At 45.6% G+C, this 15,781-nt stretch carries 17 protein-coding genes and 2 other annotated features; of the genes, 5 read left to right on the top strand and 12 right to left on the bottom strand.

Annotated elements, in window-relative coordinates; all coding sequences use genetic code 11:
- Positions 1–171 precede the first annotated feature (171 nt).
- On the top strand, positions 172–1,395 hold the full coding sequence (locus NSQ19_RS09630) for an IS110 family transposase (protein ID WP_237349286.1): 1,224 nt from the start codon (positions 172–174) through the stop codon (positions 1,393–1,395).
- A 562-nt stretch (positions 1,396–1,957) separates the two neighbouring features.
- Here NSQ19_RS09630 and NSQ19_RS09635 read toward each other — a convergent pair.
- The 3 genes from NSQ19_RS09635 to NSQ19_RS09645 all read right to left on the bottom strand — a co-directional run bounded on the left by NSQ19_RS09635 (position 1,958) and on the right by NSQ19_RS09645 (position 3,304).
- Positions 1,958–2,653 (bottom strand): DUF1129 family protein, encoded by a 696-nt coding sequence (locus NSQ19_RS09635; protein WP_340702774.1) that lies wholly within the window; start codon positions 2,651–2,653, stop codon positions 1,958–1,960.
- A complete protein-coding gene (locus NSQ19_RS09640; RefSeq protein ID WP_003353767.1) occupies positions 2,646–2,981 on the bottom strand; it encodes a PadR family transcriptional regulator in 336 nt (111 codons plus the stop codon). Before NSQ19_RS09640 ends, NSQ19_RS09635 begins: the two co-directional genes overlap by 8 nt.
- A 125-nt stretch (positions 2,982–3,106) precedes the next feature.
- Positions 3,107–3,304 carry a hypothetical protein gene (locus NSQ19_RS09645; RefSeq protein WP_013859890.1) on the bottom strand — a complete coding sequence of 66 codons (198 nt, stop codon included), beginning with the start codon at positions 3,302–3,304 and terminating at the stop codon, positions 3,107–3,109.
- Between the two features lie 254 nt (positions 3,305–3,558).
- Between NSQ19_RS09645 and queC the strand changes: the two genes are divergently transcribed.
- From queC to NSQ19_RS09660, 3 genes are all read left to right on the top strand, one after another.
- Entirely contained in the window at positions 3,559–4,254 is a 696-nt protein-coding gene (queC, locus tag NSQ19_RS09650) for a 7-cyano-7-deazaguanine synthase QueC (RefSeq protein WP_445798149.1), read from the top strand.
- A gap of 48 nt (positions 4,255–4,302) precedes the next feature.
- Positions 4,303–5,235 carry a ketopantoate reductase family protein gene (locus tag NSQ19_RS09655; RefSeq protein ID WP_207368919.1) on the top strand — a complete coding sequence of 311 codons (933 nt, stop codon included), beginning with the start codon at positions 4,303–4,305 and terminating at the stop codon, positions 5,233–5,235.
- Between the two features lie 460 nt (positions 5,236–5,695).
- Positions 5,696–6,250 (top strand): NADPH-dependent FMN reductase, encoded by a 555-nt coding sequence (locus NSQ19_RS09660; protein ID WP_013859893.1) that lies wholly within the window; start codon positions 5,696–5,698, stop codon positions 6,248–6,250.
- Between the two features lie 346 nt (positions 6,251–6,596).
- On the opposite strand, the gene NSQ19_RS09665 is transcribed toward NSQ19_RS09660, so the two are convergent.
- From NSQ19_RS09665 to NSQ19_RS09675, 3 genes are all read right to left on the bottom strand, one after another.
- Positions 6,597–7,115, bottom strand: a complete 519-nt coding sequence (locus NSQ19_RS09665; protein WP_148256254.1) for a VOC family protein — start codon at positions 7,113–7,115, stop codon at positions 6,597–6,599.
- Positions 7,116–7,233: 118 nt separating this feature from the next.
- Positions 7,234–7,701: a dUTP diphosphatase gene (gene dut, locus NSQ19_RS09670; protein ID WP_340702777.1), complete on the bottom strand. Its 468-nt coding sequence runs from the start codon at positions 7,699–7,701 to the stop codon at positions 7,234–7,236.
- Positions 7,702–7,935: 234 nt separating this feature from the next.
- Complete coding sequence (locus NSQ19_RS09675) at positions 7,936–9,054, bottom strand: transposase (RefSeq protein ID WP_237348971.1); 1,119 nt, start codon at positions 9,052–9,054, stop codon at positions 7,936–7,938.
- Positions 9,055–9,141: 87 nt separating this feature from the next.
- Here NSQ19_RS09675 and NSQ19_RS09680 point away from each other — a divergent pair, with 87 nt between their 5' ends.
- A complete protein-coding gene (locus NSQ19_RS09680; RefSeq protein ID WP_013858507.1) occupies positions 9,142–9,282 on the top strand; it encodes a hypothetical protein in 141 nt (46 codons plus the stop codon).
- 144 nt (positions 9,283–9,426) lie between these two features.
- On the opposite strand, the gene rplT is transcribed toward NSQ19_RS09680, so the two are convergent.
- The 6 genes from rplT to NSQ19_RS09710 form a co-directional block, all read right to left on the bottom strand.
- On the bottom strand, positions 9,427–9,780 hold the full coding sequence (gene rplT, locus NSQ19_RS09685) for a 50S ribosomal protein L20 (protein ID WP_013859897.1): 354 nt from the start codon (positions 9,778–9,780) through the stop codon (positions 9,427–9,429).
- A 33-nt stretch (positions 9,781–9,813) separates the two neighbouring features.
- A complete protein-coding gene (rpmI, locus tag NSQ19_RS09690; RefSeq protein WP_013859898.1) occupies positions 9,814–10,011 on the bottom strand; it encodes a 50S ribosomal protein L35 in 198 nt (65 codons plus the stop codon).
- A 23-nt stretch (positions 10,012–10,034) separates the two neighbouring features.
- Complete coding sequence (gene infC, locus NSQ19_RS09695; RefSeq protein ID WP_162096694.1) at positions 10,035–10,556, bottom strand: translation initiation factor IF-3; 522 nt, start codon at positions 10,554–10,556, stop codon at positions 10,035–10,037.
- 71 nt (positions 10,557–10,627) lie between these two features.
- Positions 10,628–10,743: a sequence feature (ribosomal protein L20 leader region), on the bottom strand.
- Between the two features lie 397 nt (positions 10,744–11,140).
- Positions 11,141–12,394 (bottom strand): MFS transporter, encoded by a 1,254-nt coding sequence (locus NSQ19_RS09700; protein WP_340702778.1) that lies wholly within the window; start codon positions 12,392–12,394, stop codon positions 11,141–11,143.
- Between the two features lie 111 nt (positions 12,395–12,505).
- Positions 12,506–14,428 carry a threonine--tRNA ligase gene (thrS, locus tag NSQ19_RS09705; RefSeq protein ID WP_061566489.1) on the bottom strand — a complete coding sequence of 641 codons (1,923 nt, stop codon included), beginning with the start codon at positions 14,426–14,428 and terminating at the stop codon, positions 12,506–12,508.
- A 76-nt stretch (positions 14,429–14,504) separates the two neighbouring features.
- Positions 14,505–14,727: a binding site (T-box leader), on the bottom strand.
- A 117-nt stretch (positions 14,728–14,844) separates the two neighbouring features.
- Positions 14,845–15,681 (bottom strand): putative sporulation protein YtxC, encoded by an 837-nt coding sequence (locus NSQ19_RS09710; RefSeq protein ID WP_061566488.1) that lies wholly within the window; start codon positions 15,679–15,681, stop codon positions 14,845–14,847.
- Between the last annotated feature and the right edge of the window lie 100 nt (positions 15,682–15,781).

The raw sequence follows: 15,781 nt of genomic DNA on the forward strand, positions 1-15,781 counted from the left end.
CGTCTAACCCGTAGGCCGTTCCTCCGGATCTCCGTGCTGGAAATGAGCAGTTCCAGGCAGCCCACGGCCCGGATGAGTTCTCATACGCGAGGCTGACAGATCGGCAAGCCATCTGGGGATATCCCGAAGCGTCCGATTCCATCGATCCCAATACAGAGAGGAGGAAATCATATGCCCTTATTTGTCGGTATTGACGTGAGCTCCAAAAACCTCGATGCCTGCCTGATGGATGGAATGGGGGAAACGTTGGCCACCCAAACGGTGACAAACAATCTTCCCGGTGCCTCTGAGTTAAGAGACACCATCCTCCAACATGCGGAGGCGGATGACACCATCCAGATCGCCATGGAGGCCACATCTGTGTATAGTTGGCACCCGGCAATGTTTTTCCATGAAGATCCCGAGCTGAAACAGCGTCGTACAAAGGTGTTTACCCTGAATCCGAAGCTGGTGAGAAATTTCAAAAAGGCTTATGCCGAGATGGACAAGACCGATCCCAAAGATGCCTGGGTAATTGCGGACCGCTTGCGTTTCGGGAGATTGCCGAAATCCGTGATTCAGTCAGAACAATACCTTGCCCTTCAACGGTTAACACGGATGCGCTATCACCTGATTCAAAGTTTAACCCGGGAACAACAGGTATTTTTGAATCATCTGTTTTTCAAATTCAGTGCCTTTAACCTTGAAGTGGATACATCGGTCTTCGGCCATGCCATAACGGAATTTTTGCTTGAGGCCTATAGCCTCGATGAAATTGCCCAAATGCCTCTGGAGGACTTAGCGATGTATCTCCAGACCAAAGGCCATGGCCGCTTTAGCGATCCCGAGGATTTGGCCGCATCCATCCAAAAAGCTGCCCGGTCCTCTTACCGGCTTTCTAAATGTGTGGAGGATTCGATTGACTTGGTCCTGGGCAGTTCTATTGAGATCATCCGGCATCTTAAACGCCAAATCAAGGATTTGGATAAGGCGATTGCCCGCGTTCTTGATGGAATCCCGAATACCCTCCAGACCATTCCGGGAATAGGCCCGGTGAGCTGTGCTGGGATTCTCGCTGAAATCGGCGACATTGAGCGCTTTGACGACCAAGCCGCGATCGCAAAATTTGCCGGATTGTTCTGGCCCCGCCACCAATCGGGTGATTTTGAGGCTGATGACAAAATGCTTGCGCGTACAGGCAATCGTTATCTCCGGTATTACCTGGTTGAGGCTGCCAATCTGGTCCGGCGACACGAACCTGAGTACCGCGCCTTTTACCAAAAGAAATATCGTGAGGTGCATAAGCACTCACACAAACGCGCCCTCGTCTTAACGGCAAGAAAACTGGTGCGCCTGATCGATGCGCTGCTCCGCAACGATCAAATTTATGCGCCGAAAAAGAAGGTGACGCGATGAGGTAACCAGGTAACCATCATCGATAGCCTGAACTTGAAAACTTCCAGATTATTCCAATTATCTGGAGGCTTAGTTCAGTATTGCCATTTTTATGACATAGAGCCAACAAAATTTCCAATTCACTTGTTTTTAACCCTTGACATCACACCGTAGGACTTCCTTTTTCAAATAGTATATCACAAAGATTGCTTTTCCTACTATCTATCATTTCTGTTTGTTATCAATTTTTTCTAGACGATTCGTATACAATTGTATACAGAAAGGAGCACGTGTATGAGATCATCAATTGACCCCGGAGGGAAATTTGAAGGCCCTTTTTGTCCTTCATCAACCCAATGAAGGACAGTTCACTGTTGCAACCTTGTTTTTTTGTCCTTCATCAATTCAATGAGGGACAGTTCGAGAATACTGGCCGCCCGTTTTGTCTTTCATCAATCTGATGAAGAACCTTTCACGATCCCCGCTGTTTTTTTGCAATTGCGTGCAGCATAGCTGGCGCATGCAAAACCCGTGGCGAAACCGCACACGGGCTTTTGAACAACAGATTTATTGCACGCTAGAACTATATCCCCCGGGACTTTGCTGCTTTCTCCCAGCTATAGTAAACCCCTAAACTCACCACACCTAAAACGAGCGGCAACCACCACGGATAAGAAAAGGACGGGCCGATTTTCGGCATGAATTTATCCAGCAAAATAACGACGCCCAGAAAAACAAAGATTACGGCATCTATTTTCAAAAAAGTTAGGATTTGCACCTTTTTTGTCTTTTCCTTAAACAAACTCTTTTTCAAGATACGAAAGATATACCAAATGGCAAAGATCACGTATAGCCCGGCAATGAAAAAGTTCAGGGCCGCGGGTACAGGATAAAACGGCGGCAAAGGTCTGGAAAAGAACCGTTCAACAACAAAAGCAGTAATGCCATTAATGACCAAATCAATCCCCAAAAGCAAGATCATTATCCTGATTGTAAAAGAAACCATATTGCGTTTGTTTTCTTTCGGCAGCTGCCTGATGATTTCGTCGGCAAATGCTTTCGGGTCACCGCCGAACATTTGCGCAGCTGTCTTGTTTTCTTTTTGGCCTTCGAGCAGATGGTCAAGCAGTTCCATCAGCACTTCTTCTGTTTGCTGCTCGGACAAAACGGTTTGCAGGCGAAGGTAGACAAGCAGATCGTTGTAAAATTTTTTGTTCTCAGGTGCCAGTTTCTGCCGTTTACGGTTGTTTTCCTCAATCAACTGTTTTACACTAAGCATCCTCACTTCTTCCTTTCAATAAAAGTTGAACAGGGGCTGCGATTTGCTGCCACTCTGTTGTAATCTCATCTAACGCGGATTTTCCTTTCTCCGTTAATTCATAATACTTGCGGCTTGGCCCGGAATCGGATGGTCGCATCTCTCCATGGATCCAGCCGTTCTTTTGCAGGCGCAACAGAACCGGGTAAAGCGTCCCCTCGCTAATTTCCTGGAGGCCTATTTGCTGAAGTTTTTTTGAAAGAATGTAGCCATAAACCGGTTCTTTTTCAATCACAGCCAGCACACAGCCGTCTAAAATGCCTTTCAGTAACTGGCTTCGAATGGACATCCCTCCACCCCCATTTCAACTACTTTGTTATGCAAGTTAGTTTATCAAAAAACGAACTACTTTGCAATGCAAAATAGCAAAAAACAATAAAAAAATCCAGCGGCAGGCAAACCGCTGGAGAAATGTTATGATTGCTTTTTTCGCTTGGAAAAATAATGAAGGAAAAAGGACAGAATCATATAAGCCAAAATTAAAAATACCACATAATTTGCCCAAAAGTTTTCAAGGTTTAACACATTCAGTGTGCTCAGCCCTTTCTGGATGCCCATTACAATGAGCACCGTCACCGCAAACATGAAAAATAATTGCACATATCGTTTCATAGCCGTCCCTCCCAAATAAAGATAATCACTATGATGATCTTAAAAAATGGTCCGGGCGAAAACTGTGATCTGGATCATAGCAAAGCCGGCTGTTTATGGCATTTATGTGAAAAGACGTGTTTTGGGATTAGCACGGATGTTTTAAAAGATGGCGCCTGTTCCATGGTATAATCAATTGGGAAGAACCCCTCATTTAGGGCAGAGGTTTTTAGGAAACCCTCTCTAAAAAACTAAGAAAACAGCATCCTTTTTCGGTGCTGTTTTGCGTGAAAGGACGATTATCAATGAAAAAAGAAAAAGCAGTCGTTGTTTTCAGCGGCGGCCAGGACAGCACCACCTGCCTTTTCTGGGCAAAGCAAAAGTTTCAGGAAGTGGAAGCCGTTACGTTCGATTACGGGCAGCGCCATCGTCTTGAAATAGCATGTGCAAAAAATATAGCGGAAGAGCTCGGGGTAAAACAGCATATTCTTGATATGCAACTGTTGAACCAGCTCGCCCCGAACGCGCTGACGAGGGAAGACATGACCGTGAAAGCAGGGGCTGACGGGGAGCTTCCGAATACGTTTGTGCCCGGGCGGAATTTGCTGTTTCTCTCTTTTGCCGGGGTGCTTGCCAGCCAGATCGGCGCAAGGCATATCGTAACCGGTGTGTGCGAAACGGACTTCAGCGGTTACCCGGACTGCCGCGATATCTTCGTCAAATCTTTAAACGTCACTTTGAACCTTTCAATGGACCAGCAGTTTGTCATTCATACCCCGCTCATGTGGCGTAACAAAGCAGAAACATGGGCGCTCGCGGATGAACTCGGGGCATTTGATTTTGTCCGTGAAAAGACGCTGACCTGCTATAATGGCATCATCGCTGACGGCTGCGGGGAATGCCCGGCGTGCAAATTGCGCAAAAGAGGGCTGGAGCAATACCTGGCCATCCGGAACGGGCAGTCTGAATGACGATTTCGTTGGAATTGTGGTAAAATAATGAAAAAAGGAGGCGGGGGAATGGCTGAAATCAAAACAGTATCGATCATTGGGTTAGGCGCGCTCGGTATTTTATTCGGGCATCATTTATCGAAAAAAATGCCGGCGAAAAACTTGCGGATCATCGCTGACCAACAGCGCATTGAACGATATGAGCGGGAAGGCGTTTATTGTAACGGCGAAAAATGCCACTTTCATTATGTCACACCGGAAGAAACAGTGGAGCCGGCAGATTTGGTGCTATTTACGGTCAAATTCAACGGACTGGACGAGGCAGTTGAAGCAGTCAAACAACATGTCGGGCCGGATACGGTGATTTTGTCTGCCTTAAATGGGATCTCAAGCGAAGAAATCATTGGCCGTACATATGGAATGGACAAAATGTTATACTGTGTCGCCCAGGGGATGGATGCCGTCAAAACCGGAAACCGGCTGACATATGCGCATATGGGCATGCTTTGCTTCGGGGAAAAAGAGCCGGGCATATTTTCGGACAAAATGAAAAAAGTGGCCCGTTTCTTTGAGCAAACGGATTTGCCATACAAAGCCGATACCCAAATGATGAAAAGGCTTTGGGGCAAGTTCATGCTCAATGTCGGCGTCAACCAGACCGTCGCCGTTTACAAAAGCAATTACGGCGAAATCCAAAAAGACGGCCCTGCGCGCGAGATGATGATTGCCGCCATGCGGGAAGTAATGGCATTGTCCGAAAAAGAAGGGTTTCCGCTTACGGAAGAAGATCTCCGTTACTGGCTGAAAGTGGTCGGAAACCTGAGCCCTGCCGGCAAGCCGTCAATGGCGCAGGATGTGGAGGCAAAACGGTACAGCGAAGTCGGCCTGTTTTCCGGAACCGTCATCAAACTCGGCAAAAAATACGGCGTTCCGGTCCCGGTCAACGAAGAACTGAACCGGCGCATCCGGGAAATCGAAAGCACTTACGCCCCAGTGCATTGAAGCAGAATACCAAAAAAGGGAGCTTTCCGGAAAGCTCCCTTTTTGGTATGGGATACGCTTCCTGTTGTTTGCAGTGAAGGCCAGGAAGACGGTCTGATGGCAGAACAAAACGTAAATATCTTCGATTGATGTTTCCCTCTCCAGTCCAGAATCCACCTTTTTCTTCGTTAATGCTTGTTGTTCTCATGTATTCCAATCCAGCAAAGCCAATAGGTAATCTTTTATGCAGATACGCGCTGTATAAAGAAAGATTTTCGTTTTGATTATCATGAAGAAGAATGGTCAATACTGTAATCGGGAAATGTCAGATTGGCCTTCGATTGCTTTTGCTGTCACCAGAAATCAGGAAACCACCAGCCGGCTTAGGGCACAGCAACATAGCAAGCGGAAATTTTGACTTTCTGGTGCGGTTTACTTATCATTATCTAACATAAAATATAAATGGAAGCAGGTCGATAAAATGACAAAAGTTGGAATTTTGCTTGGTTCTTTGCGGAAAGCATCTTTTTCAAGAAAACTTGCGGAAAATGTAGCTAACCTTTTTCCTGAAGGATATGAAACAGAATTTATCGAGATTGGAAATCTCCCTTTATACAATCAGGATTTTGATGACCATAACCAGGTTCCGGCCGAGTATACGGCATTCCGGAATACAGTAAAATGGCTCGATGCGGTGCTGTTTGTCACACCGGAATATAACCGTTCCGTCCCGGCTGTCTTAAAAAATGCCCTCGATGTTGGTTCCCGCCCGTACGGCCAAAGTGTATGGAATGGAAAACCGGCGGCAATCATCAGCCAATCCCCTGGAAACTTGAGCGGGTTTGGCGCCAATCATCATCTGCGCCAGTCGCTTGTTTGTTTGAACATGCCGATCCTCCAGCAGCCTGAAGCTTATATCAGCAATGTGGCTGCACTGTTTGATGAAAGCGGCAAGATTGTAAATGAAGGCACAGTCCAGTTCCTGCAATCTTTTACAGATGCATTTGTTGATTTGATTAAAAAGTACAAAGGCTGATGTTCCATATCGGAAGCTGAAAAACAGCGGGATGCCCTTTCGCCAAAGGGTTCCCGCTGTTTTTCGCCCCTGTGCCATTCCTTGATCGTTTAAAAGCAGCTGAAAATCCGGAGAAATATCTTTTCCGGCCAGGAACAGCGGGCCTTCACAGAGATTAGTTCACAACGCAGGAGCTGGCCGGCAAGCTGGATACCGAATTGAATCAATTTAAAGTCAGCTAATGATAAACAGACAGTATGATCACATGCAAGTGGCCACACTGCCTGTTTTGATGAGTGGGAATAAACCAAATCCGGCCAAACTCAGGACCTTAACGTATGCAAGTCCGGAAGCGGCGCTTTTAGAATCATGCTTCATGCATTCTGACAATGATTTTCCCGCGTACGTGGCGGCCTTTTAAGGTTTTCAAACCGGCCGGCAGTTCCTCACGCGGGAGCACTTGATTGACCATCGGGTTATATGTCAATTCATAACTGTGGCTGTAAATTTCCACTAAGTTTCCGAACGGATCTTCACAGTAGACCATCCGGTAAGGCTTTTTCCCCGGGTAATATTCGCGGACCGGCATCCGTTGTTTGCCCCCGTGCGCCTTTATTTTTTCCACGAGCCCTTCTACATCTGGGTCCTGGACGGCATAATGGAAAATGCCCGTTTTCCAGTACTCAAAATGATTGTCAGGTGTTTCAATGTTTTTGAACTCAAACATGATTTGCGGCCCTGCGCCCATTTTGCTGAGTGATTCTTTTTCGGTCATTCCCGGCGTATCGCCTGCAATGCCGACATCTAAGGCAAATGCGATGTCAGGGTTTACTTTATGGGCTGCTGTTTTCGCACCGCGCAGGTGTGTTTGGTCTAATTTTGCCATCGTTTTCCCCTCCAGCATCACATTCATGCGATTTATTATAACGGAAATTTTCAGAAGTATATATGGATCCGCCTGTTTCACAAGCCCCGCCATTTCCGGATTTTAGCTGCCGTGCCGTTTAGAAATTGCTGTGGTCCATCCCCTCTAACGCGGCCAATCCTGTGGACCCAAATCCGCCTTCCCCTCTTTCGGATTCTGCTAACTGTTCCGTAACACTTACGGTGACAGACATGACGGGTGCGATAATCATTTGGGCGATTCGCATCCCTTTTTCAACTTTGAATGGCGTCTTTCCAAAGTTGATTAAAATGACTTTAATTTCTCCTCTGTACCCCTCATCAATCGTACCCGGGCTGTTTAAAACGGTGACCCTGTGTTTTAAAGCGAGCCCGCTTCTCGGCCTGACCTGCGCTTCTGTTCTGCGCGGCAGCTCGATGGCAATGCCGGTACGGATCAGTTCCGCTTCCCCCGGCGCAATGGTTTTTTCTTCGATGGAAAATAAATCTAGCCCTGCATCTCCGGGATTGGCCCTTTGCGGCAGTTGTGCATCAGGATGCAATAATTTTACTTTTAAGACATCATCCATTGAAATCGCTCCTCGTATAGTTCTTTCATGATTATATCAAACTAAAACAGGTTTTTACTTTTTTCCGGGGAATCCGGAAATTTTTTACCAGAAGGGGGACTATGCTTGGGTGAACTACCCTCCACTTATCAACCTTACGGTTTGATTGAAGTGGGGGCTTCTCGACTTATCGTTGCTTTTACTAGCCAACGAAAACTGACCGAGCTAACCCTCTTGTTCCAAGAGTTTTGTTACTTATGATAACGCTAATAAGCGTATACCTTCATTTTTGATATTGATTGCTGAATTATAGTCGCGATCTGCCACATAACCGCACGAACAACGGTAGGTGCGTTCAGATAGTTTCACAGGTTTTGCTGCACCACAACAAGAACACTTCTTAGTGGAGGGAAACCACTTATCAATTTTCACAAGTTGTTTCCCCTGTTCTTTTAGCTTATACGCTAAGAAAGTAGTAAACATCCCCCAGCCGTTATCATGAACGCTTTTCCCAAAGTGAAGGGCTTGAGACATCCCTTTCATGTTCAAGTCCTCAATCACGACAGCATCAAAGTTAGAAGCTAATTCTTTTGACTTATGATGAAGAAAATTCATGCGTTGGTTCGCCACTTTCTCATGTAACTTAGCCACTACTAGTCGTTGCTTGTTCCAACGTGCAGAACCTTTCTTTCTTCGAGAAAGAATTCGTTGTGCTTTTGCTAATTTATCTAAGGCTTGCCGATAGTAACGTGGGTAATTGGCTTTCTTACCCTGTTCACTCTCGACATATAGACCATCCATAGCAAAATCCAAACCAACAACTTTCTGTATTTTAACTGGACGAATATCTTTCTCATATTCTGTCAAAATTGAAATGTAGTATTTGCCTGTCTTTGTTTTAGAAATAGTGCAAGATTTGATTTTATAATCAGCAGGTATCTCTCTATGCTGTTTCATTTTTATTGGCTTTTTGATTTTTGGCAGTTTGATATGACCATTTTCTAGCTTAATATTTCCGTTGACCATATTAGTTGTATAGGATTGTTTTGCTTTACGATTTTTGAACTTTGGAAAATCCGCATTTCCTTCAAAGAAATTCTTATAAGCAGTCTGTAAGTTCATTTGTGCATTTGCCAAAGCTAAAGAATCCACTTCTTTTAGGAATGGAAATTCACTTTTATATTTTGCAGGAGTCGGAAACTTTTGCTTTTTAAGCAATTCTTTATCATCCTTGAACTTTTCATACGTTTCTTTGCGTTCAGCTAACATCTTATTGTAGACAAAGCGAACACAACCAAATGTCTTAGCTAATAATGCGGATTGTTCTTTGTTTGGTAACAAACGAAACTTGAAAGCTTTGTTTTGCTTGGCCATATCCATTCACCTCACTTTGTGCGGAAAAATTTCGTATATATTGATTATATCGTAAAAAATCCGTACAATCAATATGAGGTGATAATCATGAGAGAAGAGAAAGAACGTGTAGAAATTCGTATGCCTAAGACGATATTAGAAAAATTGAAGCAATATCAAAAAGAAAATGGGATTCCAACTAGAACAGCCGCAATCTTAGAATTGTTGAGAAAAGGATTGGAAAAATAACTTTGGCTAAAGCCAACCGAAATTCATCTTCCACCTACTCATTGGTGCGATTCGCACCTTCACATTCCTTGAGGATGGGAGACTTCTTTCGGAAAGCCGTTAAAAAAACAGAGCCCCCGGCATGTAGGAAGCTCTGTTTTTTGATTATAATGCTGCTTTTGCTTTGTTTGCCAGTTCGGCAAATGCTTGTGCATCGTTCACAGCGAGGTCGGCAAGCATTTTGCGGTTCACTTCAATGCCGGCCTGTTTCAAACCGTGCATCAAACGGCTGTAGGAAAGGCCGTTGATTCTTGCCGCAGCGTTAATACGGGTAATCCACAGTTTGCGGAAATCGCGTTTTTTCTGGCGACGGTCGCGATACGCATACATGTAGGATTTCATTACTTGCTGATTGGCAACTTTAAATAATGTATGTTTTGAACCATAATAACCTTTGGCTAATTTCAGAACTTTTTTGCGTCGTCTGCGGGTAACTGTACCGCCTTTTACACGTGGCATAATCTTTTCCTCCTAATTGAAAGCTTTGTTTTCTTACAGATTGTCGAGCATTTGGCGGATGCGTTTCATGTCGCTTGCGGATACAAGCGTTGATTTACGCAGCTGGCGTTTTTGTTTTGTCACTTTATTTGCGAACAAATGGCTTCTGTAAGCGTGGGAACGTTTCAGGCTGCCGGAGCCGGTTTTCTTAAAACGCTTGGCAGAGCCGCGGTGAGTTTTCATTTTTGGCATGATTAGTCCTCCTTAAGTTGGCGTTACTTCTTCTCTGTTTTTGGTGTGAGCACTAAGAACATGCTCCGTCCGTCCATTTTCGGTTTGGATTCGACCGTGGCGACTTCGGCACATGCTTCTGCAAACCGGTCGAGGACACGCTGCCCGATTTCTTTATGGGTAATGGCGCGGCCTTTAAAGCGGATCGAGGCTTTTACCTTATCGCCTTTTTCCAAAAACTTAATGGCATTGCGGAGTTTTGTATTAAAGTCATGTTCTTCGATGGTCGGGCTCAAACGAACCTCTTTTACGTTAATGATTTTTTGTTTTTTTCGTGCTTCCCTGTCTTTTTTCTGCATCTCGAAACGGTATTTTCCGTAATCCATGATGCGGGCAACAGGCGGTTTTGCGTTTGGCGCAACAAGTACAAGGTCAAGGTTGGCACGTGCCGCAATCTCCAATGCTTCGTTCCGGGATTTAACCCCCATCTGTTCACCGTTTTGGCCGATTAAACGGACTTCGCGGGCACGAATGCCTTCGTTCACCATCATGTCTTTGCTAATAATGAGCCACCTCCAAGATAATTTCAAACAAACGTGTGAATATATCGCTTGCGAAAAAGCCCTGAACGTACTGTACACGAAAAAAAGCGCAGGGAACACACCCGCGCTTATAGTCACAATCATCAATAGATACCTGGCAACTGCACAATTGCGTCAACAGGTGAGAAGCGGGCTGCTCCTTCTTTTCACAAACTTATATTCAATTCCACTCCATTATTGTATCACTTTACCGTATCCATGTCAATTTGCAAGAATCCCGAAAAATCTGTTTAACTTTTTTGGCTCAACATGCGTTATTTTATCAAACCGGCAGAGGAATCACAAGTGTTTTTTTGGTCTCCTCTCTGAAGTGCTTAATGAAAATGCTTGTCTTTGTTGAAACAAAAGCTTCTAAAAATAAAGTTTTTACATCAAGCCTGAGCATCTATTTACATGCTTTTTTCGGTAGGCAAGAGAGCGACATTTTATATAAAATGAACGGAAATCGGATCAAATGTAAATCAATTTTTCATTTTCCCCTCCTAACCATGCCACCGGTTTCAATCCAATTTTCCGATAATAGCCGTGCGTTCCATTTATCTCCTTTTTTATCTACTTAATTTCACATACGTATGGTCAATCTCCATCACCTTTGGCAATTCTCTCATTCTTTTGCTTAACATATAAAACAGTGCCAAGACAAACAGCCCTATTCCAAAAAAGCTCATGGTAAGCTGGACAGAAGTGATCTTGGCCATCACGCCGCCGATCAATGATCCTGCCGGCATCGCAAGCGATAGCAAACTCACATTGATGGTATTGACCCGCCCTAACATTTGTTCATCAGGCAATTGCTGAAATATGGCAGAAAACAAAACATTGATGGCGCCAATAGATAACTCGGAAATAAACATAAGCGTATAAACATACCATATCGAAACATTGCTCAATAAAATCATAAAAAGCCAGGACAACCCGGAGAGCAAAAAGCCTGCAGCCAATATTTTGCCAAATGGAAATATCCGGCTGATTTTATCCGCACCTGCTGCTCCTGCCAAAGCCCCTAAGCCCAAAGCCGCTGTCATGATGCCGTAGGATGAAGCGCCTTCGCCCGTAGTATTGGCGAAAGAAGGCAATACGACCATTACAATTGCGAAAAAAAAGTTTAAAAACAGCAAGGGGATTAATAATTGCAAGATGAAAGGCTGTTTGACAAACGATATTCCTTCTTTAAAATCCCGTTTGTACGCCTGCCATTCTTCCCGTACGCTCCCGGTTTGCTTGCTTCTTTTTACCTGTACTTTTAAAAACAAAAACAGAATGGATGAGAGTATAAAAAGAAGCGAATTCATACCGAGCACCATCGACATCGAGAAAGCGGCAAGGATAAACCCGGCAATCCCATTAAAGAAAAAATCCGAACCCTTATATGCAATGGACATGAGTGAATTGGCCTTGACGAGATCTTTCTTTTCCACGGCTTTCGGCAATAATACGCTCTCTAACGGGTAAGTCAGTTCCGATAAAAACGAAAGAACCGGGATGGAAAGCAACAGCAGCCAGACATTCATGATTCCATACTTGCTTAAAACAACAAGAAAAAGCAGTAAGCCGGCTTGTAAAACGCTTGCTGTAACCAGCAATTTTTTTGCATTTATTTTGTCAAGAACCGGGCCGTAAAATAAGCTCAGCACCTCTGTCAGCGAAAATAAGAATCCGGCAAATCCGGTATAGACCGTCGAGTTCCCCCCTAATTTTAAAACCATCCACATCATGGCAATATAATAAACACTATCCCCAATATTGGTGAACAGCCTGCCAAAAAACAACGCATTAAAATGACGATTCCGAAATAAGTGCATTGGGCTCCGTCCCCTTCCCCTGTGCCAACCCATTTTTTCCTCTATTATATAATAAAAAGCACCCTGCAAACCTTTTTGTGGTCCTTTAGGGTGCGTGATTTCTTGTCTGTTTTACCGTTTTATTTCTTCTTTTATCTTGCTGAGGAAGGTGTCGACCGGCACCGTTTCCGTTTGTTTCTCGCCGTACTTGCGGACATTGACCGTGTTGTCGGCAGCTTCCTGGTCGCCGACAACGAGCGCGTACGGGATTTTTTGCACTTGGGCTTCACGGATCCGGTAACCCAGTTTTTCATCGCGGTCGTCCAGTTCAACGCGGACTCCTTCAGACTTAAGCGTTTCTTGGACTTTCCGCGCATAGTCATAATGGGCATCCGGCGATACCGGAATCACTTGTACCTGGACCGGTGCCAGCCATGTCGGGAACGCCCCTTTGTATTCCTCGATCAAATAAGCGACAAACCGTTCCATTGTCGAAACAACGCCGCGGTGGATGACAACCGGGCGGTGCGGCTTGCCGTCTTCCCCGACATACGTCAGATCAAATCGTTCCGGGAGCAGGAAGTCAAGCTGCACGGTTGACAATGTTTCGTCTTTGCCAAGCGCCGTGCGGACCTGGACGTCAAGCTTCGGGCCGTAAAATGCAGCTTCGCCTTCCGCTTCGTAATAGTCAAAACCAAAATCATCCATCGTTTCTTTCAGCATCGCCTGTGCCTTGTTCCACATTTCATCATCATCATAATACTTGTCCGTATTTTCCGGGTCACGGTACGACAGGCGGAACGAGTAGTCGGTAATGTTGAAATCTTTATATACCTCAAGAATCAGTTCGACTACGCGCTTGAATTCTTCCTTAATCTGGTCCGGACGCACGAAAATATGGGCATCATTCAGTGTCATGCCGCGCACCCGTTGCAGGCCGGAGAGCGCACCTGACATTTCATAACGGTGCATGAGCCCGAGTTCGGCAATCCGGATCGGCAATTCGCGGTAGCTGTGGATCGTATTTTTATACACCATCATATGGTGCGGGCAGTTCATCGGGCGCAACACGAGTTCTTCATTGTCCATTTTCATGACCGGGAACATATCTTCCTGGTAATGGTCCCAGTGGCCGCTCGTTTTATACAGGTCCACGCTGCCAAGCACCGGCGTATAGACGTGGTCATAGCCGAGTTTGACTTCCTTGTCGACAATATACCGTTCAATGGTGCGGCGGATCGTTGCGCCTTTTGGCAGCCAGAGCGGCAGGCCTTGTCCGACTTTTTGCGAGTTCGTGAAAAGTTCGAGTTCTTTCCCAATTTTCCTGTGGTCGCGTTCTTTTGCTTCTTCCAGGAATTTCAAATGGGCCTCGAGATCCTCTTTCTTGAAGAAAGCCGTCCCGTATATGCGCTGCATCATTTTGTTGTTGCTGTCGCCGCGCCAGTATGCACCGGCAATGCTTAATAATTTGAATTCCTTGATTTTTCCGGTTGACGGCACATGGACGCCGCGGCACAGGTCAACAAATTCGCCCTGTTCATAAACCGTGACCGTTTCGTCCGGAATCGCATCAATCAGTTCAAGCTTGTATTCATCATTCGCAAATATGTTTCTGGCTTCGTCACGGGATACGACTTTGCGGACAATTTCAAGGTTTTCCGCAGCAATTTTTTTCATTTCCTTTTCAATTTTCGGCAAGTCTTCCGGCGTGATCGACGCGTCAAGATCCATATCGTAATAAAATCCGTTTTCAATTGCAGGGCCGACGCCAAACTTGACATTGCCATACAGGCGGCGGACAGCCTGTGCCATTAAATGTGCCGTGCTGTGGCGCAGAATGCCAAGCGCATCTTCATGCTCAGGGGTGACGATTTCAATTGCGCCGTCTTCTTCAATCGGTGTGCGCAAATCGAGCAGTTTGCCGTTCAGTTTGCCGGCGAGCGCCTTTTTTCGGAGGCCCGGGCTGATCGATTGGGCAATCTCTTCCGTTGTTGTCCCAAATGGAAATTCCTTTAAAGCGCCATCTGGAAATGTGATTTTTACGATCTCTGCCATATGTCCCACTCCTTTAAAAATGATGTCAACGCGGGTGGCCGCAAGAACAAAGCCAAAAAAATAAAACCCGCCCCCGGCAAGGGACGAGTTTTGTACACGCGGTTCCACCCTCATTTCCGCACGTCTCTACGTACGGCTTGAGTTTGATAACGGAAATATCCGCCAGCCGCTACTTATTTTGTTCACGGCTGAAGTTCGGAGGCGGTAAGCATCCTGCCCGTGCCGGAAAGCTTGCAGCCTGGGGCTTTCCTCTCTGAAAGGCGGTAACAGAATCCTGTTGTCCTCGTCATCACATTGAATTTTTCATTTCCAATTGATTATGTAAGTAATTATAGAAGTTTGCAATGAAAAAATCAAGGGATGGCGATGGATTTTGTTGCCGTGCTGCGTTGCCCCGCTTCAAGGCCCCCTTTTTATCATTCGCTGGCGGCGAGCTGATCGTGCATAAAGTGCATCCGGCTTTTCACGGCCACCCGTTCTTCAAAAATATTGCATATCGTACGGATCAAAGCATGGTCCGGGGTATCCGTATAAATTTCAATGCGGGCAGGCGCAATCGATAAAAGCGGTGCAATCGTGACAGAGTCAATATAGACAGGGTGGTTGGACAGAAGCCTGCGGTCAATCAGCCCATCCAGTTCTTCCCTCGTCATTTCCCGGAATTGGCCGTTGTAAAATTTCACCTGTTCCCCGAGGCAGAGCTTTATTTTTTCTCTTTTTGGTTCTTTTTGCTTCAAGTAATCCCTCAAGCTTTGCACAAAAATCTGGTATTCCTGTTCCATTTTGTATTCGTCAATCGCAATACCGATGTATCGGTCAAGGCAGTCAAAATAGCCTTTTAAGCGGAACGTCAGCACGGAAGCGAGCGGCAATGTGCGCGATTCGCCAACCAGCGGTGCGACCGCCCCTTCGATGGCGGCACGTTCTTCAATCCCGCCCGCCAGATCCGTCAGCTCCGGCCGCTCTCCTTTCAGCATGCCGGCCACGATTTCGAGTATCCGGTTTTGCTCTTCTTCCGCCCGAAAAAAATAGGCTTGTTGCAATTGATTGCAAATCCACTCGTTTCTTTTTTTCTTCATGATAAAATCTGCAACGGCCGCCTGCAGTTCCTTTTTACTGCCGGCCGCTTCCACCACATAATGTATTTTCCCATGCAGCACTGCTTCCCGGATTTTCACAGCGCGCCCTTTTTCCTTTGCAAAATATGCTTTTATCCATAATGCATCATCCTTGTCCCTGATCAGGAATTCCAATCCAAGCCCCCCCTGTACGGTAAAACATGCTCGTTTGCTTTACCTTATGTATATGAAGGGGCACCGGCAAATAGAAGGCGGCAAAGCGTTACGAAATGAA

Source organism: Weizmannia sp. FSL W8-1119 (assembly GCF_038008605.1).
GTDB classification, from domain to species: domain Bacteria; phylum Bacillota; class Bacilli; order Bacillales; family Bacillaceae_C; genus Weizmannia; species Weizmannia coagulans.